Consider the following 18,927-nt stretch of genomic DNA (forward strand, 5'->3'; position numbering starts at 1 on the left):
ACGCCTCACGGCAGCCGGAAAGGCCCACAACGCCGCTCTCATCGCCTGCGCGCGAAAGCTCCTGATCTATGCCAATACCGTCCTGCAACGAGGCACGCCGTGGACCGAAAAACTCCTCGGCGTTTAATGGTTGCTACGGCAGTGTGCTTGCTGCCCCTACTGCATCCCCAGCTGCCCGGCTTCCCAGCCCAGCATCGCCTGCTTGCGCGTGATGCCCCAGTGATAGCCGGTGAGCGTGCCGCTCTTGCCGAGCGCGCGGTGGCACGGCACGACGAACGAGACCGGGTTCTTGCCGACCGCAGCACCGACGGCGCGCGAGGCTTTCGGGCTGTTGATGTTGCATGCGATGTCCGAATAGGACACCGCGCGGCCCATCGGGATCTTCAGCAGCGTCTCCCACACCCGCACCTCGAAATCGGTGCCGATCATGACGACGCGCAACGGCTGATCCGGCCGCCACAATTTTGTGTCGAAGATACGCGCTACCAGCGGCGCAGTGCCGTCGTGATCTTCCACATAGGTCGCGTTCGGCCAGCGCCGCGTCATGTCGGCCAATGCGACCTGCTCCTCGCCGGGATCGGCGAAGGCAAGGCCCGACAGGCCGCGGTCGGTCGCGATCACGATCGCGGTGCCGAACGGCGAGGGATGGCAGCCGTAGCGCAGAGTGAGGCCGGCGCCGCCGTTCTTCCATTCGCCCGGCGACATCGCTTCATGCGTGACGAAGAGATCGTGCAGCCGGCCCGGACCCGACAGACCTGAGTCGAGCGCGGCATCGAGGATGCTCGCGGAGTCCCGCAGCAATCCCTTGGCGTGGTCGAGGGTGAGCGCCTGCATGAAGGCCTTCGGCGTGATCGAGGCCCAGCGGCGGAACAGATGGTGCAGCTCATCCGGCGTGACGCCGGCCGCATCCGCCATCGCCTCGATAGTCGGCTGCGTGCGCCAGTTCTCCGAGATGAACGCGATGGCCCGGCGCACCGAATCGTAATCGCGGAGCGCGGCGTTCTGGGAGCCCGGCCTGGCCAGGCGCTGGTCATGAATGGCGAGTGTCATCATGACCGGAAATGTATGCGCGGCACGGGTGCGAAACCACCCGATTTCCGACGTGGCATCAGCTGATCGGGTTATAGGTCGGGCCGCGTTTGGCGGCGTTCAGTGCCTCAACCAAGCCTTTGTAAAAGCTTGTCTTTTCTTCGGGCCCGAGGAACCTGGCAATCCGGATCTGGTGGCCGCGCGAAATCAGATAGAGATGCTCGATGCCGAAGTCCTCGTCGACCTCCATGTCGAGGCGGACCCAGAGCGGGTTGAAGGTCCATTCGGCGACCTGGCCGCGATGGCTGACCCGCCGCACCCGCAATTCCGTAGGTGTGACCGTGATCTCCTCCCGCGCCCGCGCGGTGCGGAAATTGACCCTGAAAGCCCACCAGATCACCAGCACGTCGAGGCCGAAGAAGCCGAACACCGGCCAGGCCCCCATCATCAGGAAGACGAGGCCGGTGACGAAACTGACGACGCTCAGGAACAGCATCACGGCGAGGAAGCCGGTGCGGTTCAGCGAGCGGTGCGGCGTCAGCAGCGCGGAGAAGATCTGCTGCTCGCTGTCCCGCTCAATTTCGTTGCCTGTGCTCATCGTCCCTCAGTATATCCCGATCATGGCGAAAATCACCCGCAAGCCGGCCCCGCGCAAAGCCGCCGTGCCGAAGAAAAAGGCAAAGGCGGCGGTCGCGAAACCCAAGCCTTCCGCTAAGAAATCGGCTCCCGCCAAAAAATCACTCAAGGCCATAAAGCCCAAGTCGATCAAACCTTGGACGCCTGCGGAGATCCACGACGTCTTCAGCCGTTTTCGCAAGGCCAATCCGGAGCCGAAGGGCGAGCTCGAGCACGTCAATCCGTTCACGCTGCTGGTCGCCGTCGTGCTGTCGGCGCAGGCGACGGATGCCGGGGTCAACAAGGCGACGCGGGCCTTGTTCGAGATCGCCGACACGCCGCAGAAGATGCTCGACCTCGGCGAAGAACGCCTGCGCGAATACATCAAGACCATCGGCCTTTATCGCACCAAGGCCAGGAACGTCATCGCGCTGTCGGCCAAAGTGCTTAGCGATTTCGGCGGCGAGGTGCCGCGCACGCGCGCCGAGATCGAGTCGCTGCCCGGCGCCGGGCGCAAGACCGCCAATGTCGTGCTCAACATGGCCTTCGGTGAGCACACCATGGCGGTCGACACACATGTTTTCCGCGTCGGCAACCGCACCGGGCTCGCGCCCGGCAAGACGCCGCTCGAAGTCGAGCTTGGTCTCGAAAAGGTGATCCCGGCAGAGTTCATGCTGCATGCCCATCATTGGCTGATCCTGCACGGCCGCTATACTTGCCTCGCGCGCAAGCCGCGCTGCGAAGTGTGCCTGATCAACGATCTCTGCCGGTGGCCGGAGAAGACGGTGTGAGAACGGCACTCGGGCAAAGTGGTTTTAGGGGCCTATCGTGAGTCAGCAGGAACAAGTTTCGTCACCGCCGCCTGCCGCCGCACCGGCCCCGCCACCAAAGCCCACGCAACCGCCAGCGAGCTCGCTCTGGAGCCGGCTCGCCATCCCCCTCTTCGCCGTCATCGTCGCGCTCGGCTTCGTCGCGCTGGCGACATTGCGCTTCGATGAATGGGTCGGCAATGCCGTGGTCCAGAGCACCAATGACGCCTATGTGCGTTCCGAGCTGACAAGGCTGGCAAGCCGTGTCTCCGGCGAGGTGCTGACTGTCGGGGTGACCGACTTCCAGCGCGTGAAGGCCGGCGATCTCCTGATCCAGATCGACCCTGCCGACTATCAGGCCCAGGTCGCGCAATCCGAGGCCGCGGTGGCCGCCGCGCAAGCCGTGCTCGACAATCTCGCCAACCAGATCGAGCTGCAATACGCGACGATCGCGCAGGCCGAGGCCTCGCGCCTGTCGGCGGAAGCCCTGGAGGTCGAAGCCAGGCAGGAGCAGCAGCGCCAGCAATCGCTGTCGCAGGCCGAAGCCGGCACGCGGCAGCGGCTCGAGCAGGCGGTCGCGGGCCTTGCCAAGGCGCAGGCCGATGTGCGCGCGAGCCGCGCGGTGATAGCGGCCCAGCAGCATCAGCTCGAGGTCCTGCAAGGTACCAAGAAGCAGCGCGCCGCCGATCTCGAGGCCACCAAGGCGACGCTGGCGAGCGCAAAGCTCAGGCTCGGCTACACCAGGATCACCGCGCCCTTCGACGGCGTCGTCGGCGAGCGCCAGGTCCAGCCCGGCGACTACGTCAATATCGGCACCAACCTCATCAACGTGGTGCCGCTGCCGAAGGTCTATGTGATCGCGAACTACAAGGAGACCCAGCTCACGCATGTGACGCCCGGGCAGCCGGTCGAGATCACCGTCGACAGCTTCCCGCGTGAAAAATTGCGCGGCCGGGTCGAGCGCATTGCCCCCGCAACCGGTGCGCAGGTCGCGCTGCTGCCGCCGGACAATGCGACCGGCAATTTCACCAAGGTCGTGCAGCGCATCCCGGTTCGCATCCAGTTCGACGACAATCAGCCGTTGCTGGCGCGGCTGGTGCCGGGCATGTCGGTCGTCACCAGCATCGACACGAAGGCCGGCAATGGCGGGAAATGACGATGTCGATCGCGGACCAATCTCGCGCGGCGGCATCGCGCCGCGGCCTTTGTTCGCCGTGGCGGCGGTGCTGCTCGGCTCGTTCCTCGCCAATTTCGACAGCCGCCTGACCACGGTCGGCCTGCCCGATTTGCGCGGCGCGTTCTCGCTCTCCTTCGATGAAGGCGCCTGGCTCTCCACTGCCGGCATCGGCTCGCAGATCTTCATCGCGCCCGCGGTCGCATGGCTTGCGACCGTGTTCGGCCTGCGCCGCGTGCTCGGCATTCCCAGTCTGGTTTACGCCGCGGTGTCGGCGATCATTCCCTTCGTGCACGATTATCCGACGCTGCTCGTGCTCAGCGTTGCGCACGGGCTCCTGCTCGGCACCTTCGTGCCGGCGACGCTGATGATCGTGTTCCGCAACCTGCCGATCCGCTGGTGGCTGCCGGCGATCGCGCTCTACTCGATCCGTGTCGGCTTCGCGCTGGATACGTCGAGCTCGCTGGTCGGCTTCTATGTCGATCATCTCGGCTGGCAATGGCTGTACTGGCAGAGCGTCGTGATCGCGCCGCTGATGGGCCTGATGGTTTACCTGGGCACGCCGAGCGAGCCGGTAAACCGCGCGCTGCTGCGCGAGGCCGATTGGGGCGGCATGCTGCTGCTCGGTGCGGCGGTGGGCATGATCTATGCCGGCCTTGACCAGGGCAACCGGCTCGATTGGCTCGGCAACGGCACCGTGATGGCGCTGCTCGCTGCCGGCGCGGTGCTGTTCGTCGCCTTCCTCGTCAACGAGTCGCTGGTGCGACAGCCCTGGGCGCATGTGAACGTGCTGTTCTCGCGCAATATCGGGCTGTCGCTGGTCGTGATCCTGCTCTACACGCTGACGTCGCTTTCCAATTCATCGCTGGTACCGAACTTCCTCGGCAATGTCGGCCTGCTCCGGCCGGAGCAGAGCGGGATCCTGCTGCTGACCTACGGCGCGCTGCCGATGTTCGTGCTGGTACCAATTTCGATCTGGCTGCTCCGCCATTTCGACGCGCGCACGGTGACGGTGTTGGGGTTTGCCTGCTTTGCCGCTGCCAATCTCTGGGGCACCCAGCTCACTCATGACTGGGCGCGCGAGGATTTCATCGGCATCGTGCTGCTGCAGGCGGTCGGCCAGTCGACGACGCTGCTGCCGCTCATCATCATCGCGCTGTCGAACTCCGATCCGAGTCGCGCCACCTCCTTTGCCGCCTATATCCAGATCATGCGGCTCGGCGGCGCCGAGATCGGCGTGGCGCTGATGGGAACGTGGCTGCGCGTGCGCGAGCAGGTCCACTCCTTCTATATCGGCCAGAACCTCCTGGTGGGCGATGTCGACGTGGTGCGGATACTGAAGCGGCTTTCAGATCACTTCGCGGCCCATGGTGCGGGCTCGGCGCCGGCGCGCGCGGTCGGCACGCTCGCAAGCTTCGTCGCGCGCGAGGCCAATGTGCTCGCCTATATCGACGGCTTCTGGCTGTGCTTCTGGCTCGCGATGGCCGCGCTCGGCTTCATCGCGCTGATCACGCGCGCTCCGCCCGGCCCGTTCACGCCGGCGCCGTTCGGCTTCGCCAAGATGCTTCTCAGGAAATGCGGAGTGCAGGTGACGTAAGGCGCGTCACCGCATCTGCCGCGCCGGCTCGATCAGCTCGGGCCGCGAGCCCGACAGGCGCTTGTGCATGTGGACCATGAAGGCCATGCCGAAGATCGGCGTCGCCAGGTTCACGATCGGGATCGAGACGAAGGCGGCGATGAAGAGGCCGGCGGTGAAGATGGTCGCGGCATGGTCGCGGCGCATCGCCTTGGCCTCCTCCGGCGAGCGGAAGCGCATCGCGGCGAGCTCGAAATATTCGCGGCCGAGCAGCCAGGCGGCGGCGAGGAAGAAGATCAGGAACCCGGCGCCGGCGAAAAATACCAGCGGCAGCGCGGCGAGATAGACCAGAATCGTCAGCGACGCCGTCTTGACGCCCTCGAGGATCGCCTGGCTGAACGGCAGCGCGACGCCCGGCCGTTCGGCGGGATAATACTCGCGCTCGACGATATCGGCGACTTCGTCGACGAACAGGCTCGCCACCAGTGAGGTGATCGCGGGCATCAGGAATACGCCGCCAAACACGACGCCGAGGCCGGCCGCAATCGAGACGATCCAGGACAGGACCTCGAGCGAGGAATGCCAGCCCGGCCCGAGCAGGCCTTCCAGCCAGACCTCGCCAGAGGTCGCAAACCAGCTCAGCAGCCGCTGCAGGCCGATCGCCAGCACGGTGATCAGCACCAACGCAACGCCGATCGAGCGCCACAGGATCGAGCGCATCGGCGGCGAGATCATTTGCGACAGCGCCTTGATGGCGGCATCCAGCATGGGGAACCTCTCACGAAATCACCCGCGAGAGGTAGACACCCAAGACGCCTTCGGCAAGGGAGGCTGACCGGTCAACCTCTGCGGCCTAACGCTCCGCCGCGATGCTGGCCCAGCAGGTGATGGCGCTGCACACTGTGCTCCAGCGGCCGAAGCCCTTGTAGATCTGGGCGGCGACCTGCTCCTGCTGCTTCAGCGTTCCCTCGGCCTTGATCTGGGGATCGGAGACGTTGCGGATCGCGAGCCAGCGCGGCGCCTTGTCGCCCATCTCCTGGGCCACGAGTCCGAGGACGGCGTCACCCATCTCGGAGACGTCGCCGAGCCCCTGGAGGTGGAAATGATCGTCCGAGGTGTCGAAGCCGAAGAAGTCGGTGGTCACCACCGAGGACGACAGGCCGCTCGGCTTCACCACGAAGATCTTCGGTGCCCTGGTGTTGTCCTTCGGCAATTGCCCGGCATTGGCCTTGAACAGCGTCTTGGCCTGCGCGAATTTCTTCGTCACGGCGGACTCGCTGGAAAAGTGCTCCTGCGCGAACGGCTCCTTCTTGAATTTCGACAGGCAGTCGAAGCGCACGATAGGTGACACCACGACGTCGCCGACCTCGAACTGCTTGCCGATGCCGCCGGCCGTTCCCGTGGTGATGACCAGCGTCGGCTGCACCTCGGTGATGATCTGGCGCCAGACGTCGATGTTCGGCAAGTCCGGCCCGTCCTGCGACATGTGCGAGTCGGATTTGAAGATCACGCACTTCTTCTTGCCGATCGTCGTGGTCCAGTAGGTGCCGAGGCGCTTCAGCTCCTTGGCCGGACAGCCGTTGCGCATCTTCTTCGAGATGGCGGCATAATTGTGCGTGTAGGGCACGTAATCGTTGTGCGAGTCCTTGCCCGGCGTCAGCACCCGGCTGAGCGCGTGGCCCTCGTCGACGGTCCAGGTCACGACCAGCACGTCGGCGCGCGGCAGCGGGCCCTTGCCATTGCCCTTCGGCTTCGGCCCGGTCTGCGGCGCGAGCCCTTTCGGCCAGGAGATGTCGGTGAAGCGCGACAGGCCGGTCGAAGTCGAGAAGGCCATGAACTCGCGGCCCTCCTCCGACTCCGAATCGAAATCGATGATCTCGCGCCGGAAGTCCTCGGCCGTGACCTTCGCGGTCTTCTTCACCGCGGCTTCCTTCACACGCTTCACCACGAAGGTCCCGGGCGGCGGTGGTGTCGTGATCGGATCGAAACCGAGATTCCTCTCAACCCATTTGCGGTCGGCCAACATCGCATCATCTCCGTCAATGATTTTGCAGTTTAGATTTCGACAAACGTCTTTCGTTGGTCGGCCAAGCGCGCCAATGGTTACAATCTTAGATCGAATTTGTTGGCGGCGGATGGGTCGCAATGATTGACCGATCGCGTGCCGGTTTGGGTCACGGATAATTTCTCCTGCCCAGCAACGGTATTCCCGAAAAAAATCTGACGCAGTATCTGAACCAAATCGCGTTTCAGATTACACCTATAGTTGAGGTGCGACAATCTGTCTTCCAATCACAAACGGAGGAAGTCATGGCAAGCTCGACCAAGCGAGTCGCGCTGGTGAACAGCGCCCGTCAATTGCCGAAAGGGGCCAAGCTCGTCGGCGCGGCCGACCCCAAGCAGGAAATCGAGATCAGCGTCCGGCTTCGCGCCGGGAGCGCGCAGCCGGCCGACGATGAGCAGGTGATGGCGCTGGGCGCGCAACCGCCGCGCGAGCGGCAATATCTTTCGCGCGCGGAATTCGCCGCGCACAGGGGCGCGGACCCCGCCGACGTCGCCAGGATCGACGACTTCGCCCATCTTCACGATCTCAACGTCAAGAGCGTGCACTTGGCCTCCCGCACGGTGAAGCTGACCGGCACGGTGAAGGCGATGAGCGCGGCCTTCGGCGTCAAGCTCATCAAGGTCAAGCATGACGGCGCGACCTATCGCATGCGCAAGGGCAGCGTCCAGATCCCGGCCGAGCTCGAAGGTATCGTGGTCGGCGTGCACGGCCTCGATAACCGCCCGGTGGCGCAGCCGCACTTCCGGCGCAGGATGGCGAAGAAGGGCGCGACGGCCCGCGCGGCGCAGGGCGGCAGCTTCTCGGTCGAACAGATCGCCCAGATCTACAACTTCCCGGGCGGCGAGACCGGGGCCGGCCAGTGCATCGCCATCATCGAGCTCAACGACATCGACAGCAAGGGCCATCCGACGGGCGCCGGCTACAAGACGTCCGACCTGAAAACCTTCTTCAAGAAGGCGGGGATCCCGATGCCGCAGATCGCGCCCGCGAGCGTCGACGGCGGCGCCAACAAGCCCGGTCATTCCGAGGCCGACGGCGAGGTCGTGCTCGACATCGAGGTCGCCGGTGCGATCGCGCCGGGCGCCAGGATCGTGGTCTATTTCGCGCCCAACACCACCAACGGCTTCATCGACGCGGTGAAGGCCGCGGTCCACGACACCGCGCGAAAGCCCTCGGTGATCTCGATCAGCTGGGGCGGGCCGGAAGATCCGGCCGGCTCGCAGCAATTCGTCGACGGTCTCAACGAGGCGATCCGCGACGCCGCGTCGATGGGTGTCACCGTCTGCGTCGCCTCCGGCGACAATGGCTCGGCCGACATGGGCGAGGACTGGGATGGCCGGCCCCATGCCGACTTCCCGGCTTCCAGCCCGTTCGCGCTCGGCTGCGGCGGAACCAATCTGAAGGCCTCGAACGGCGCGCTCACCGAAGTGGTCTGGAACGGCGGCCCGCAGGATGGCGCCGGTGGCGGCGGCGTCAGCGTCGTCTTCCCCAGGCCGGCCTACCAGGCCAACGCCCATGTGCCGAAATCGCCGTCGCACTCGGTCGGGCGCGGCGTGCCCGACGTCGCGGGCGATGCCGATCCCGCAACCGGCTACCAGATCTTCCTCAACGGCGTCGGCACCACGATCGGCGGAACCAGCGCGGTGGCGCCGCTGATGGCCGGGCTGATCGCCCGTATCAACGAGGCCACGACCAAGAAGTTCGGCAAGACCGTCGGCTTCATCAACCCGCTGATCTACGCCTCGCATGCGCAAGGCGTGTTCCGCGACATCACGGTCGGCAACAACGACATCACCGGCGATCTGCACGGTATGTACAAGGCCGGCCCCGGCTGGGATGCCTGCTCCGGCCTCGGCGTTCCCAACGGCGCGGCGTTGCAGAATTTGCTGGTGGCGTGAGCTAGACGACGCTCTCTCCTCCGTCATTGCGAGGAGCGAAGCGACGAAGCAATCCAGATCGTCTCCGCGGTGGGACTCTGGATTGCTTCCGCCTTCGCCAAAGGCTTCGGCGGACAAGTCGCTGCGCTCGCAATGACGGTGGAGCTACACCGTATCCAACGCCTTGCCGCGCACGTTCGGTCCGAACAGCGCCATCGCGATCACCACGATCAGCATCGCCGCGGTGATCAGGCCGAACACGCCGGTGACGCCGCCTTCCTTCAGCATGTAGGCGACGATGAAGCCCGAGAACGTCGCGGAGAGCCGGCTCATCGAATAGACAAGGCCCGAGGCTTGCGCGCGGATCTGGGTCGGAAACACCTCGGTCTGGTAGGCGTGATAGGCGTAGGACATCGTGGTGTTGCAGGCCGTCAGCAGCACGCCGCAGACGATCAGCAGCGCGGGCGCCGTCAATTGCGCGAACGCCATGCCGAATACGATGATCGCGACGCAGGCGCCGGCGATGATCCAGCGCCGCTCGAATCTGTCGGCAAAGCTCGCGGCGAGCAGCGGCGCAATCGGGTAAGCGAAGGCGACAATGAAGGCATATTGCAGGCTCTTGGTGACGTTGATGCCCTTTTCGACCAGCAGCGTCGGCACCCAATTGGCAAAGCCGTAGAAGCCGAAGGCCTGGCACAGATTGAACACCATGAAGAGCACGACCAGCGACAGATAGGGCGGCCGGAACAGATCGGCGAAGCCGACGCGCGCGGCTTGCCGGACGTGACGCGCAGGCGACGTCGCGGGCCGCGCGCCGGCGCCGCCGCTGGCGGCCTCCAGCGTCGCCAGGATGCGAAGCGCTTCCTCGTTGCGGCCGTGCCGCGCCAGCCAGAGCGGGCTCTCGGGCAGGTACAGGCGGAGCACCCAGATGATCATGCTGGCGGCGGCGCCGATCAACACCACCCAGCGCCAGCCCTCGACACCGTAAGGCGCGAGCGGCACCAGCCACCAGGCGAGGAAGGCGACGATGGGAACGGCGGTGAACATGATCGACTGGTTCACCGCAAAGGCGCGCCCGCGCATCCGGCTCGGCACCAGCTCGGTGATATAGGCGTCGATGGTGATGACTTCGACGCCGATGCCGATGCCGGCGAGGAAGCGCCAGAACAGCAGCCCCTCCGGCGAGGTCTGACAGGCCATGATCACGGACGCCGCGGTATAGCCGAGCAGCGCGTAGGTGAAGATCGCCCGCCGCCCGAAGCGGTCGGCTAGGAAGCCGAGGAAGAAAGTACCGACGAACAGGCCGGCAAAGGTCGAGGCGACGAAGGCGCCGATGCCGGCGAAGCCGAAGAAGGCCTGCGTCGTCGTGCTCAACAATCCGCTGCGGCTCAGGCCCGGCGCGATATAGCCGGTGAGGAACAGGTCGTAGATCTCGAAGCAGCCGCCGAGCGAGAGCAGGATGACGAGGCGCCAGACATAGACCGTGCCCGGCATCGCCTCGAGCCGCTGCGAGATCTCGTCGGGTACGGATGGTGCCGCGCCGAGCTCAAAGCCTGTGTCGATACCGACAACGCTCATGATGTCCTCCCCGTGGCGCGCGGATCGCGCGCGTTTCCCGGCGGCTCATCTCTGTTGTCGTGCGCAAGCTCTGCCGGATCGCGCCATGTTGGCGGAGCGATGCCGGAAATCCAGAAGAACATATCGATGGAAGCGTTCGAGATTTTCGAACGAAGCTCTCAACGCGCCATTGCGAGCGCAGCGAAGCAATCCAGAATCGCTGCGCGGAAACACTCTGGATTGCTTCGCTGCGCTCGCAATGACGGTTCACCCCACCAGCTCGGCCTGCCAGCCGCCGCTGCGCACCTGCTCGGCGATCAGCGCCAGCATCAGGCGGCGCATCTCCTCCATCGCATAGGTCATCGGACGGTTGCGCAGGCGGCAGAGATAGAGCGTGCGGGTCAGCTTCGGATCAACCACGCGACGCGCGACCAGTCGGCCGGCGGTGAGCTCCTCTCGCGCGAACAGCTTTGTCGCGATGGTGCAGCCGAGCCCCTCCACCAGCGCGCCGGTCATGCCGGTGATCGAGTTGGCATGCAGAATGGCGCCGCCCTCCAGCCGCTTGAGCAGGACCGGATCGTCCAGCAGCGCGCGCGAGGACAGGCCGAGCCCGTAGCGCAGCAGGATCAGCGGCAGCCGGTTCAGCTCCTCGAAGCGGATCGGCGCCTTGCCCTTGCCGACCAGCTTTGGGATGCCGACGAGGAACATCTCCTCCTCCAGCACCGGCTCGGTGATCAGCTCCTTCTCCGAGGGCGGGTTGTAGACCAGCGCCAGGTCGACATTGGACACCATCAGGTGCATCAGCGTCGCGCCGGACAGGCTCTCGGTGAGCGACAGCTTGAGCTTTGGATATTTGGTCAGCACCGTGCGCATCAGCTCGACGCCGATGGCCTTGACGCCGGAATTCGCCATGCCGATCGAGATCTCGCCGGCAATGACGCGGGCGCCCTCGCGCACCTCGGTCTCTGCCTCCGCCATCGCGCGCAGGATGATGCGGGCATGCTCGTAAAGCCGCTCGCCGGCCGCGGTCGGGTCCATGCCGCGCGACTTGCGCTCGAACAAAGGCGTTGCGAACTCGGCTTCCAAATTCGAGATATGATGGCTGAGCGCGGATTGCGCGACGTTGACCTGGTCGGCCGCACGCGACAGGTTCCGCTGCTCGTAGACGGCGATGAAATAGCGGAGCTGGCGTGAATCCATGTCGGTCTAGCGTTCTAGATCTGCGAAGGTATTCTTCGACAGATTATATTTTTACGATGGCTTGTGAAGGCCTAGTCTCATGGGCGAACGAACAGGGAGTGCCACATGACCGAATCCGGATTGCCGCTCGAAGGCGTACGGGTCGTCGAGATGACCCACATGGTCATGGGCCCGACCTGCGGCATGATCCTCGCGCAGCTCGGCGCCGACGTGATCAAGGTCGAGCCGCCCTCAGGCGACAAGACGCGGAGCCTGGGCGGCATGGGGACGGCGTTCTTTCCGCTGTTCAACCGCGGCAAACGAAGCGTCGTGCTGGACTTCGAGAAGCCCGAGGATCGCGACACCATGCACCGGCTGCTCGAAACCGCCGATGTGTTCCTCGAAAACTTTCGCGACGGCCAGCTCGACAAGCAAGGATTGGGTGCCGAGGAACTGCGCCGCCTTCATCCGCATCTGATCATCGCCGGCCACAAGGGCTTCCTGTCCGGCCCCTACGAGCATCGCCCCGCGCTCGACGAGGTCGTGCAGATGATGTCGGGGCTCGCTGCCATGACCGGCACTAAGGAGAAGCCGCAGCGTGTCGGCTCCTCCGCAAACGACATCATGGGCGGCATGTTCGGCGTGATCGCGATCCTGGCTGCGCTGTTCCAGAAGCGCGGCGGAAAGCGCGACGGCGCCGACATCCGCATCGGCCTGTTCGAGAACTGCCTGTTCCTGGTCGCCCAGCACATGGTCGAATACGAGATGACCGGCAACAAGCCGCGCTCGATGCCGGAGCGCGAGCACGCCTGGCCGATCTACGATATCTTCGATGCCGCTGGCGACGGCCGCATCTTCATCGGCGTCGTGACCGAGGGCCACTGGCAGAGCTTTTGCCGTGAGTTCGGCTTGGCCGATCTTCTCGATGATCCCGCCTTGCGCACCACGACCGACCGTATCCTGGCGCGGCCGCGGATTCTTCCGCGCGTGGCCGAGATCATCCGGCAGTGGAACGTCGCGGATCTCTCGCAAAAGCTCGACGGGCTCAACATCTGCTTCTCGCCGATCAATAGACCTGAGGATCTCTTGACCGACCCGCACGTGCTGCGGCCGGGTGGGCTCGTCACCAATGTCAACGCCGACGGCAAGCCGTTCCACGTGCCGACGCTGCCGCTCGAGTGGAACGGCAGCCATTTTGGCGAAGGCCTGAAGGTCGCGCCGCTCGGCGCCGACACATCGGCGGTTCGTGCCGAGATCGGCGGTAATAACGACATCACGTCAAAAGCCGCTGGGAGGCGCGCATGAGCCGGATCGAGACAATCTACCCCGCTGACCGCGTCAGCCTGCGCGAGGTCGGCCTGCGCGACGGGCTGCAGCTCGTGAAGAAGTTTCCCTCCACCGAGGCCAAGCAGCGCTGGGTGCGTGAGGAATACGCCGCCGGCATCAGGCATTTCGAGGTCGGCTCGTTCCTGCCGGCAAAGACCTTCCCGCAATTCGTCGACGTCCGCGATGTCATCGGAACAGTGGCGAGCCTGCGTGGGGCTCACGGCATCGCGCTCGCGCTGAACGAGCGCGGCGTCAATGAGGCCCTCGAATCCGGGGTCGGCGAGATCGCCTCGGTCGTCTCGGCCACGGAGGAGCACAGCCAGGCCAACGCCCATCGCTCGCGCGAATCCGCGATCGCCAATGTGAAGCGGCTCTGCGAGATGCGCGACGCCAGCAGCCACAAGCCGCTTGTGAATGCCGCGATCTCGATGGCGCTGGGCTGCTCGATCACAGGCGCGGTCGATCCCGCCGAGGTGCTGCGTCTGGTCGACAAGTGCCTCGAGGCCGGCGTCGACTTCGTCGCGATCGCCGATACCGTCGGCTATGCCGGCCCGAAGCAGGTGGGTGACTTGTCGCGCGCTGCCGTGAAGCTCGCAGGCAAAAAGCCGATCTGTATCCATCTCCACGACACCCGCGGCATGGGCATCGCTAATGCCGCAGCGGCGCTCGACGAGGGCGTGCGCATCCTCGACGGTTCGCTCGGCGGCCTCGGCGGCTGCCCCTTCGCCCCCGGCGCGACCGGCAATGTCGTGTTCGAGGACCTGGCCTTCCTCTGCGAAAGCAAGGGCTTTGCGACCGGCATCGATCTCGACAGGCTGATTGCGGTGCGATCGATCCTGAAGAGCGAGATGCCGAACGAGCAGCTCTACGGCGGCCTTGCGCGGGCAGGTTTGCCCGGCGGGAGTGCGGCGAAGGCGGCGTGATCCCAGAGCAACAAAGGTAGCTCTCGCGTCCCGGACGCGGCGCGGCATGAAATGGCGCGCCGCAGAGCCGGGACCCAGGAGCTTGCGCTCTTGGCGAGATGGCCCCCGGCTCAGCAGCGCATCACCATAGCGTGTCGAAGACGCGCGTGAACGCGCTTATGGTGCTGCGCTGCGTCCGGGGCACGAGAGCTTGGGCCTACTCATGCCGATGTCCATGCCCGTGCTTCCGCATCTTGCCCGGCTTCGCTTCGCCCGTCGGAATCATCACCACGCGGCCATAGCGCACGCCGCGCTCGGCGATGATGTGGTCGGCAAAGTGCTTGACCTCGCCGGCATCGCCGCGCAGGGCCGTCATCTCCATGCAATTGTTGTCGTCGAGATGGACGTGCAGCGTCGCCAGCGCGAGGTCGTGATGGCCGTGGAACTCCTGCACCAGGCGCTTTGAGAGATCGCGCGCGGCGTGGTCGTAGACATAGACGAGGCCGGCGACGCAGGGGCCGGTCTGTGCCGTGTCCTCGCTCGATTGCTGCAGCCCGGCGCGGGCGAGATCGCGAATGATCTCGCTGCGGTTCTGGTAGCCGCGCGCTTCGGCCGCGGCGTCGATCTCCGCCAGCAAATCGTCCTCGATCGTGATCGTAATCCGCTGCATCAGGTCCTCTCCGGGGGTGCCGCTGGGTCGTGTCCGTAGCCCGGATGGAGCGAAGCGTAATCCGGGACTATTTCAACACGCGGACAGAACCCGGATTTCGCTTCGCTCCATCCGGGCTACGCGCATCTTACCTGGTTCCGCAAGCGGGGCGAGGGCGAAGTCGCGTCCTCACAGCCGCGTTGCACGCAGCCGCAGCGCATTGCCGACCACGCTCACCGAGGACAGCGCCATCGCGGCGGCCGCGATGATCGGCGACAGCAGCACGCCGAAGGTCGGATAGAGGATGCCGGCGGCGATCGGAATCCCGGCCGCGTTGTAGATGAAGGCGAAGAACAGGTTTTGCCGGATGTTGCTCATGGTCGCCTGGGACAGCTTTCGCGCCCGGACGATGCCGGTGAGGTCGCCCTTGAGCAGGGTGACGCCCGCACTCTCCATCGCCACATCCGTGCCGGTGCCCATGGCGATGCCGACCTCGGCCGCCGCCAGCGCCGGCGCGTCGTTGACGCCGTCACCGGCCATCGCGACGCTGCGGCCGGCCTTTTGCAGTTTTGTGACCACCGCGCTCTTCTGGTCCGGCAGCACCTCGGCCTCGACCTCGGCGATGCCGAGCCGTCGCGCCACCGCTTCCGCGGTCGTGCGGTTGTCGCCGGTCAGCATGATGACCTTTATGCCTTCGGCCGCCAGCGCCTTCAGCGCCTCCGGGGTCGAAGCCTTGACCGGATCGGCGATCGCGAACAGGCCGGCCAACGCGCCGTCGACGGCCATGTTGATCACGGTGGCGCCGTCCTGGCGCAGCCGTTCGGCCTCGGTATCGAGCGCCTTGGTGTCGATGTCGATCGACCACATGTACTTTGCGTTGCCGAGCACGATGCTCTTGCCGTCGACCTTGCCGGTTGCGCCCTTGCCGGTCGGCGAGTCGAACTCATCGACCTGGCCGAGGGTCAGTTGCTTCTCCTTGGCCGCGCGCACGATGGCGTCGGCCAGCGGATGTTCGCTGGCGCGCTCGACGCTGGCTGCCCAGCGCAGGATGTCGTCTTCCGTGAAGCCAGGCGCCGGCACGATCGCGACCACCTTGGGCTTGCCCTCGGTCAGCGTGCCTGTCTTGTCGACCACCAGCGTGTTGATCTTCTCCATCCGCTCCAGCGCTTCGGCGTTCTTGATCAGCACGCCGGCCTGCGCGCCGCGGCCGACGCCGACCATGATCGACATCGGAGTCGCCAGTCCCAGCGCACAGGGACAGGCGATGATCAGCACGCTGACGGCGGCGACGAGGCCGAACGCCAGCCGCGGCTCCGGCCCGAACCAGGCCCAGGCGGCAAAGGCGGCGATGGCGACGACGATGACGGCAGGCACGAACCAGCCGGCGACCTGGTCGGCCAGCCGCTGGATCGGCGCGCGCGAACGTTGCGCGTCGGCGACCATCTGCACGATCTGCGACAGCAGCGTGTCACGCCCGACCTTGTCGGCGCGCATGATGAAGCTGCCGGACTGGTTCAACGTGCCGGCGATCACCTTGGCGCCGGTCTCCTTGGTCACCGGCATGGATTCGCCCGTCACCAGCGATTCGTCGAGCGAGGAGCGTCCCTCCAGGATGATGCCGTCGACCGGCACCTTCTCGCCGGGGCGGACGCGCAGGCGGTCGCCGGCATGCAGCGTGTCGATCTCGACTTCATGCTCGCCGCCGGACTCATCGACACGGCGTGCGGTCTTCGGCGCGAGCTGCAGCAGCGCCTTGATCGCGCCGGAGGTCGCATCGCGGGCGCGCAGCTCCAGCACCTGCCCGAGCAGCACCAGCACGGTGATGACGGCAGCGGCCTCGAAATAGACGGCGACCGCGCCACCATGGCTGCGGAAGGTTTCAGGAAAGATCTGCGGCGCGATGGTGCCGATCAGGCTGTAAACATAGGCAACGCCGGTGCCCATCGCGATCAGCGTGAACATGTTGAGGTTGCGCGTCAGCAGCGACTGCCAGCCGCGAACGAAGAACGGCCAGCCGGCCCACACCACCACGGGCGTGGCGAAGACAAGCTGGATCCAGTTCGAGAGCGTCTGGTCGATCCAGTTGTGCGGCCCCACGAGATGACCGCCCATCTCCAGCACCACGGCCGGCAGCGCCAGCGCGCCGCCGATCCAGAACCGGCGCGTCATGTCGGCAAGCTCGGGATTGGGGCCGGTCTCGAGGCTTGCCACCTCCGGCTCCAGCGCCATGCCGCAGATCGGGCAGCTGCCGGGCCCGACCTGGCGGATCTCGGGATGCATCGGGCAGGTGTAGATCGTGCCGGCCGGCATCTCCGGCTCGGGCGCCTTGTCCTTGGTGAGATATTTTGCGGGATCGGCCGCGAACTTGGTGCGGCAGCCGGCCGAGCAGAAATGGAAGGTCTCGCCGTGATGCTCGAAGCGGTGCTTCGAGGTCGCGGGATCGACCGTCATGCCGCAGACGGGATCGAGGACCTTTGTCGCGGCGCCATGGTCGTGCGCGTGATGATGGGAATGACCGGCGTGATCGCCGTGCCCGCCGCAGCACGAGGACGCGGCGGCGGGTAGCGCGGGCTTGGCTGAGGAGCAACCGCATCCGGATTGCTTGTCCCCGTCGTGATGATGCTCGTGATCCACGTCGTTCATTCCCATGCTCCGGTTTTCACAATCGGCCTGCAACTATCTTGCAACCCATACCCGGTAGGGGTATATAGAGCGTATGCGCAAAGACATCAAGGCATCTGTCGGAAAACGTCTCGGCCGGATCGAGGGCCAGGTTCGCGGCCTGTCGAAAATGGTAGAGGAAGACCGCTACTGCATCGACATCGTGACGCAGATCTCGGCGGTGCGCGCCGCGCTGCGCCGGGTCGAGGAAGAGGTTCTGAAGGACCACGTCGCCCATTGCGTCGAGCACGCCATCGCCAGCGGCGACAAGGCGGATCAGCGCGAGAAGATCGCGGAGCTGATGGCAGTGATCGGACGGGCGGAGCGGTAGGTTTTCACCGTCATTGCGAGCGTAGCGAAGCAATCCAGACTGTTTCCGCAGAGATAGTCTGGATTGCTTCGTCGCTGCGCTCCTCGCAATGACGGCTGTGGACACGCGAGCACGCCATACTAGGCGCGGACGGGGCGATGCCTACGCCGCGATCTCCCGCGCGCGGCCACGGCGCCTTGGGCGGTACATCGCCAGCTTCCTCAGCAGCGGGAAATGGCTGGCGACCGTGGTGCTCTCAACCATCTCGGCCGGCTGCACGGCATCCGTCACTTGCTCAGTCTCAGCCGGCGCTTCTTCGTCAATCGCTTCAGGAACGAGCGGCGGCGCACGGAGCGTTTCTGGAAACACACTGAACGTGCCCGCTACCTCCTCGAGCGGCTTCTGCTTGTCGGCCCAATGCAGCGCGGTGTAGTCGAAACCGTGCACGATGGTGGGTTTGACGACCTCGAAATAGGGCGAGATGTCGAAGTCGCGGGGCATGTAGAGCGAGGAATCGCGGATGTGCAGGATCTCGCGCCGTGCGGCGCGGCTGCCGGCCTTGGTGATCTTCGGCAGGATTGGATAGCGCACGGCGTCGAACGCCTGTGCGATCAGCGCGGAGCAGATGATCTTGGTCGGATCGCCCGAGCCGAGCGCGATCATGCGCCGCCGCCAGCGCTGCGGAATCGGCAGCGGAAACAGGAAGCGCATCAGGTCGATGATGTTCTTGGTGTCATAGCCGAAGCCGATGCGGTTGATCGCATAGCGGCAGACCGTGGTGCGGTCCTCATAGGACAGCCCGACCGGGCGGCAGACGCGGGTGTGATACGGAAAGTATTTCGACAGCGGCGCAGAGGTGACGCCTTCGCCGATATTGGCCTCGATCAGCACATGCGGCTCGCCGTCGGGCTCTACGGCGCCTTCGACCGGCCCGACATAGAGCGCGGCATGCGACCAGGTCGACTGCGTCAGATATTTGATGATGCCGGAAATGCGGTTGTTGCCCTCGACCAGCAGTACGTCGCCGGGCTCGATGACGCCGCGCAGATGCTCCGGGTCGCTCGGCGTGAACGGCTCATAGCCCGGCACCTCCTTCGAGAGGTACGCGGCAATCAACTTGCCGACTGAATCCAGGACCGTCCCCATATCGAACTCCCCCAGGCCTTTCTGGCCACTTTTTCTCCTTCTCTATCATGGT

16 protein-coding genes are annotated in these 18,927 nt (G+C 65.4%); 7 read left to right on the plus strand and 9 right to left on the minus strand.

Going from position 1 to position 18,927, the window contains the following annotated elements; genetic code table 11:
• Positions 1-156: 156 nt before the first annotated feature.
• Complete coding sequence (locus tag VGR99_RS30115; protein ID WP_326903587.1) at positions 157-1,053, minus strand: bifunctional helix-turn-helix domain-containing protein/methylated-DNA--[protein]-cysteine S-methyltransferase; 897 nt, start codon at positions 1,051-1,053, stop codon at positions 157-159.
• A gap of 55 nt (positions 1,054-1,108) precedes the next feature.
• Positions 1,109-1,627 (minus strand): DUF2244 domain-containing protein, encoded by a 519-nt coding sequence (locus VGR99_RS30120; RefSeq protein ID WP_326903588.1) that lies wholly within the window; start codon positions 1,625-1,627, stop codon positions 1,109-1,111.
• Positions 1,628-1,649: 22 nt separating this feature from the next.
• Here VGR99_RS30120 and nth point away from each other — a divergent pair, with 22 nt between their 5' ends.
• From nth to VGR99_RS30135, 3 genes are read left to right on the plus strand one after another with little or no spacing between them, the layout of a single operon-like run.
• Positions 1,650-2,435 carry an endonuclease III gene (gene nth / locus VGR99_RS30125; RefSeq protein ID WP_326903589.1) on the plus strand — a complete coding sequence of 262 codons (786 nt, stop codon included), beginning with the start codon at positions 1,650-1,652 and terminating at the stop codon, positions 2,433-2,435.
• Positions 2,436-2,472: 37 nt separating this feature from the next.
• On the plus strand, positions 2,473-3,609 hold the full coding sequence (locus VGR99_RS30130; RefSeq protein ID WP_326903590.1) for an HlyD family secretion protein: 1,137 nt from the start codon (positions 2,473-2,475) through the stop codon (positions 3,607-3,609).
• Positions 3,596-5,224 (plus strand): MFS transporter, encoded by a 1,629-nt coding sequence (locus VGR99_RS30135; RefSeq protein WP_326903591.1) that lies wholly within the window; start codon positions 3,596-3,598, stop codon positions 5,222-5,224. Before VGR99_RS30130 ends, VGR99_RS30135 begins: the two co-directional genes overlap by 14 nt.
• A 6-nt stretch (positions 5,225-5,230) precedes the next feature.
• Here VGR99_RS30135 and VGR99_RS30140 read toward each other — a convergent pair whose 3' ends face one another.
• Both VGR99_RS30140 and VGR99_RS30145 read right to left on the minus strand, forming a co-directional pair.
• The gene (locus tag VGR99_RS30140) at positions 5,231-5,971 is read right to left on the minus strand and encodes a sulfate transporter family protein (protein WP_326903592.1); all 741 of its coding nucleotides are present in this window, start codon (positions 5,969-5,971) and stop codon (positions 5,231-5,233) included.
• An 85-nt stretch (positions 5,972-6,056) separates the two neighbouring features.
• Positions 6,057-7,229 (minus strand): hypothetical protein, encoded by a 1,173-nt coding sequence (locus tag VGR99_RS30145; RefSeq protein ID WP_326903593.1) that lies wholly within the window; start codon positions 7,227-7,229, stop codon positions 6,057-6,059.
• Between the two features lie 284 nt (positions 7,230-7,513).
• Here VGR99_RS30145 and VGR99_RS30150 point away from each other — a divergent pair, with 284 nt between their 5' ends.
• Positions 7,514-9,166, plus strand: a complete 1,653-nt coding sequence (locus tag VGR99_RS30150; RefSeq protein WP_326903594.1) for a S53 family peptidase — start codon at positions 7,514-7,516, stop codon at positions 9,164-9,166.
• Positions 9,167-9,310: 144 nt separating this feature from the next.
• On the opposite strand, the gene VGR99_RS30155 is transcribed toward VGR99_RS30150, so the two are convergent.
• A complete protein-coding gene (locus VGR99_RS30155; protein ID WP_326903595.1) occupies positions 9,311-10,723 on the minus strand; it encodes an MFS transporter in 1,413 nt (470 codons plus the stop codon).
• 246 nt (positions 10,724-10,969) lie between these two features.
• On the minus strand, positions 10,970-11,902 hold the full coding sequence (locus VGR99_RS30160; protein WP_326903596.1) for a LysR family transcriptional regulator: 933 nt from the start codon (positions 11,900-11,902) through the stop codon (positions 10,970-10,972).
• Positions 11,903-12,007: 105 nt separating this feature from the next.
• On the opposite strand from VGR99_RS30160, the gene VGR99_RS30165 reads away from it, so the two are divergent.
• Together VGR99_RS30165 and VGR99_RS30170 are read left to right on the plus strand one after the other, a co-directional pair.
• Positions 12,008-13,186, plus strand: coding sequence for a CoA transferase (locus VGR99_RS30165; protein WP_326903597.1), 1,179 nt, complete (start codon positions 12,008-12,010; stop codon positions 13,184-13,186).
• Complete coding sequence (locus tag VGR99_RS30170) at positions 13,183-14,130, plus strand: hydroxymethylglutaryl-CoA lyase (RefSeq protein WP_326903598.1); 948 nt, start codon at positions 13,183-13,185, stop codon at positions 14,128-14,130. The genes VGR99_RS30165 and VGR99_RS30170 overlap by 4 nt, the downstream gene beginning before the upstream one ends.
• A gap of 196 nt (positions 14,131-14,326) precedes the next feature.
• Here the strand turns inward: VGR99_RS30170 and nikR are convergent, their stop codons facing one another.
• Both nikR and VGR99_RS30180 read right to left on the minus strand, forming a co-directional pair.
• Positions 14,327-14,779, minus strand: coding sequence for a nickel-responsive transcriptional regulator NikR (gene nikR, locus VGR99_RS30175; RefSeq protein WP_326903599.1), 453 nt, complete (start codon positions 14,777-14,779; stop codon positions 14,327-14,329).
• Between the two features lie 168 nt (positions 14,780-14,947).
• Positions 14,948-17,401 carry a heavy metal translocating P-type ATPase gene (locus VGR99_RS30180; RefSeq protein WP_326903600.1) on the minus strand — a complete coding sequence of 818 codons (2,454 nt, stop codon included), beginning with the start codon at positions 17,399-17,401 and terminating at the stop codon, positions 14,948-14,950.
• 73 nt (positions 17,402-17,474) lie between these two features.
• On the opposite strand from VGR99_RS30180, the gene VGR99_RS30185 reads away from it, so the two are divergent.
• Positions 17,475-17,750: a metal-sensitive transcriptional regulator gene (locus VGR99_RS30185; protein ID WP_007598521.1), complete on the plus strand. Its 276-nt coding sequence runs from the start codon at positions 17,475-17,477 to the stop codon at positions 17,748-17,750.
• Positions 17,751-17,891: 141 nt separating this feature from the next.
• Here VGR99_RS30185 and VGR99_RS30190 read toward each other — a convergent pair whose 3' ends face one another.
• Complete coding sequence (locus tag VGR99_RS30190) at positions 17,892-18,875, minus strand: YiiX/YebB-like N1pC/P60 family cysteine hydrolase (RefSeq protein ID WP_326903601.1); 984 nt, start codon at positions 18,873-18,875, stop codon at positions 17,892-17,894.
• Positions 18,876-18,927 lie beyond the last annotated feature (52 nt).

Source organism: Bradyrhizobium sp., assembly GCF_035935975.1.
In the GTDB taxonomy this organism is placed as follows: Bacteria; Pseudomonadota; Alphaproteobacteria; order Rhizobiales; family Xanthobacteraceae; genus Bradyrhizobium.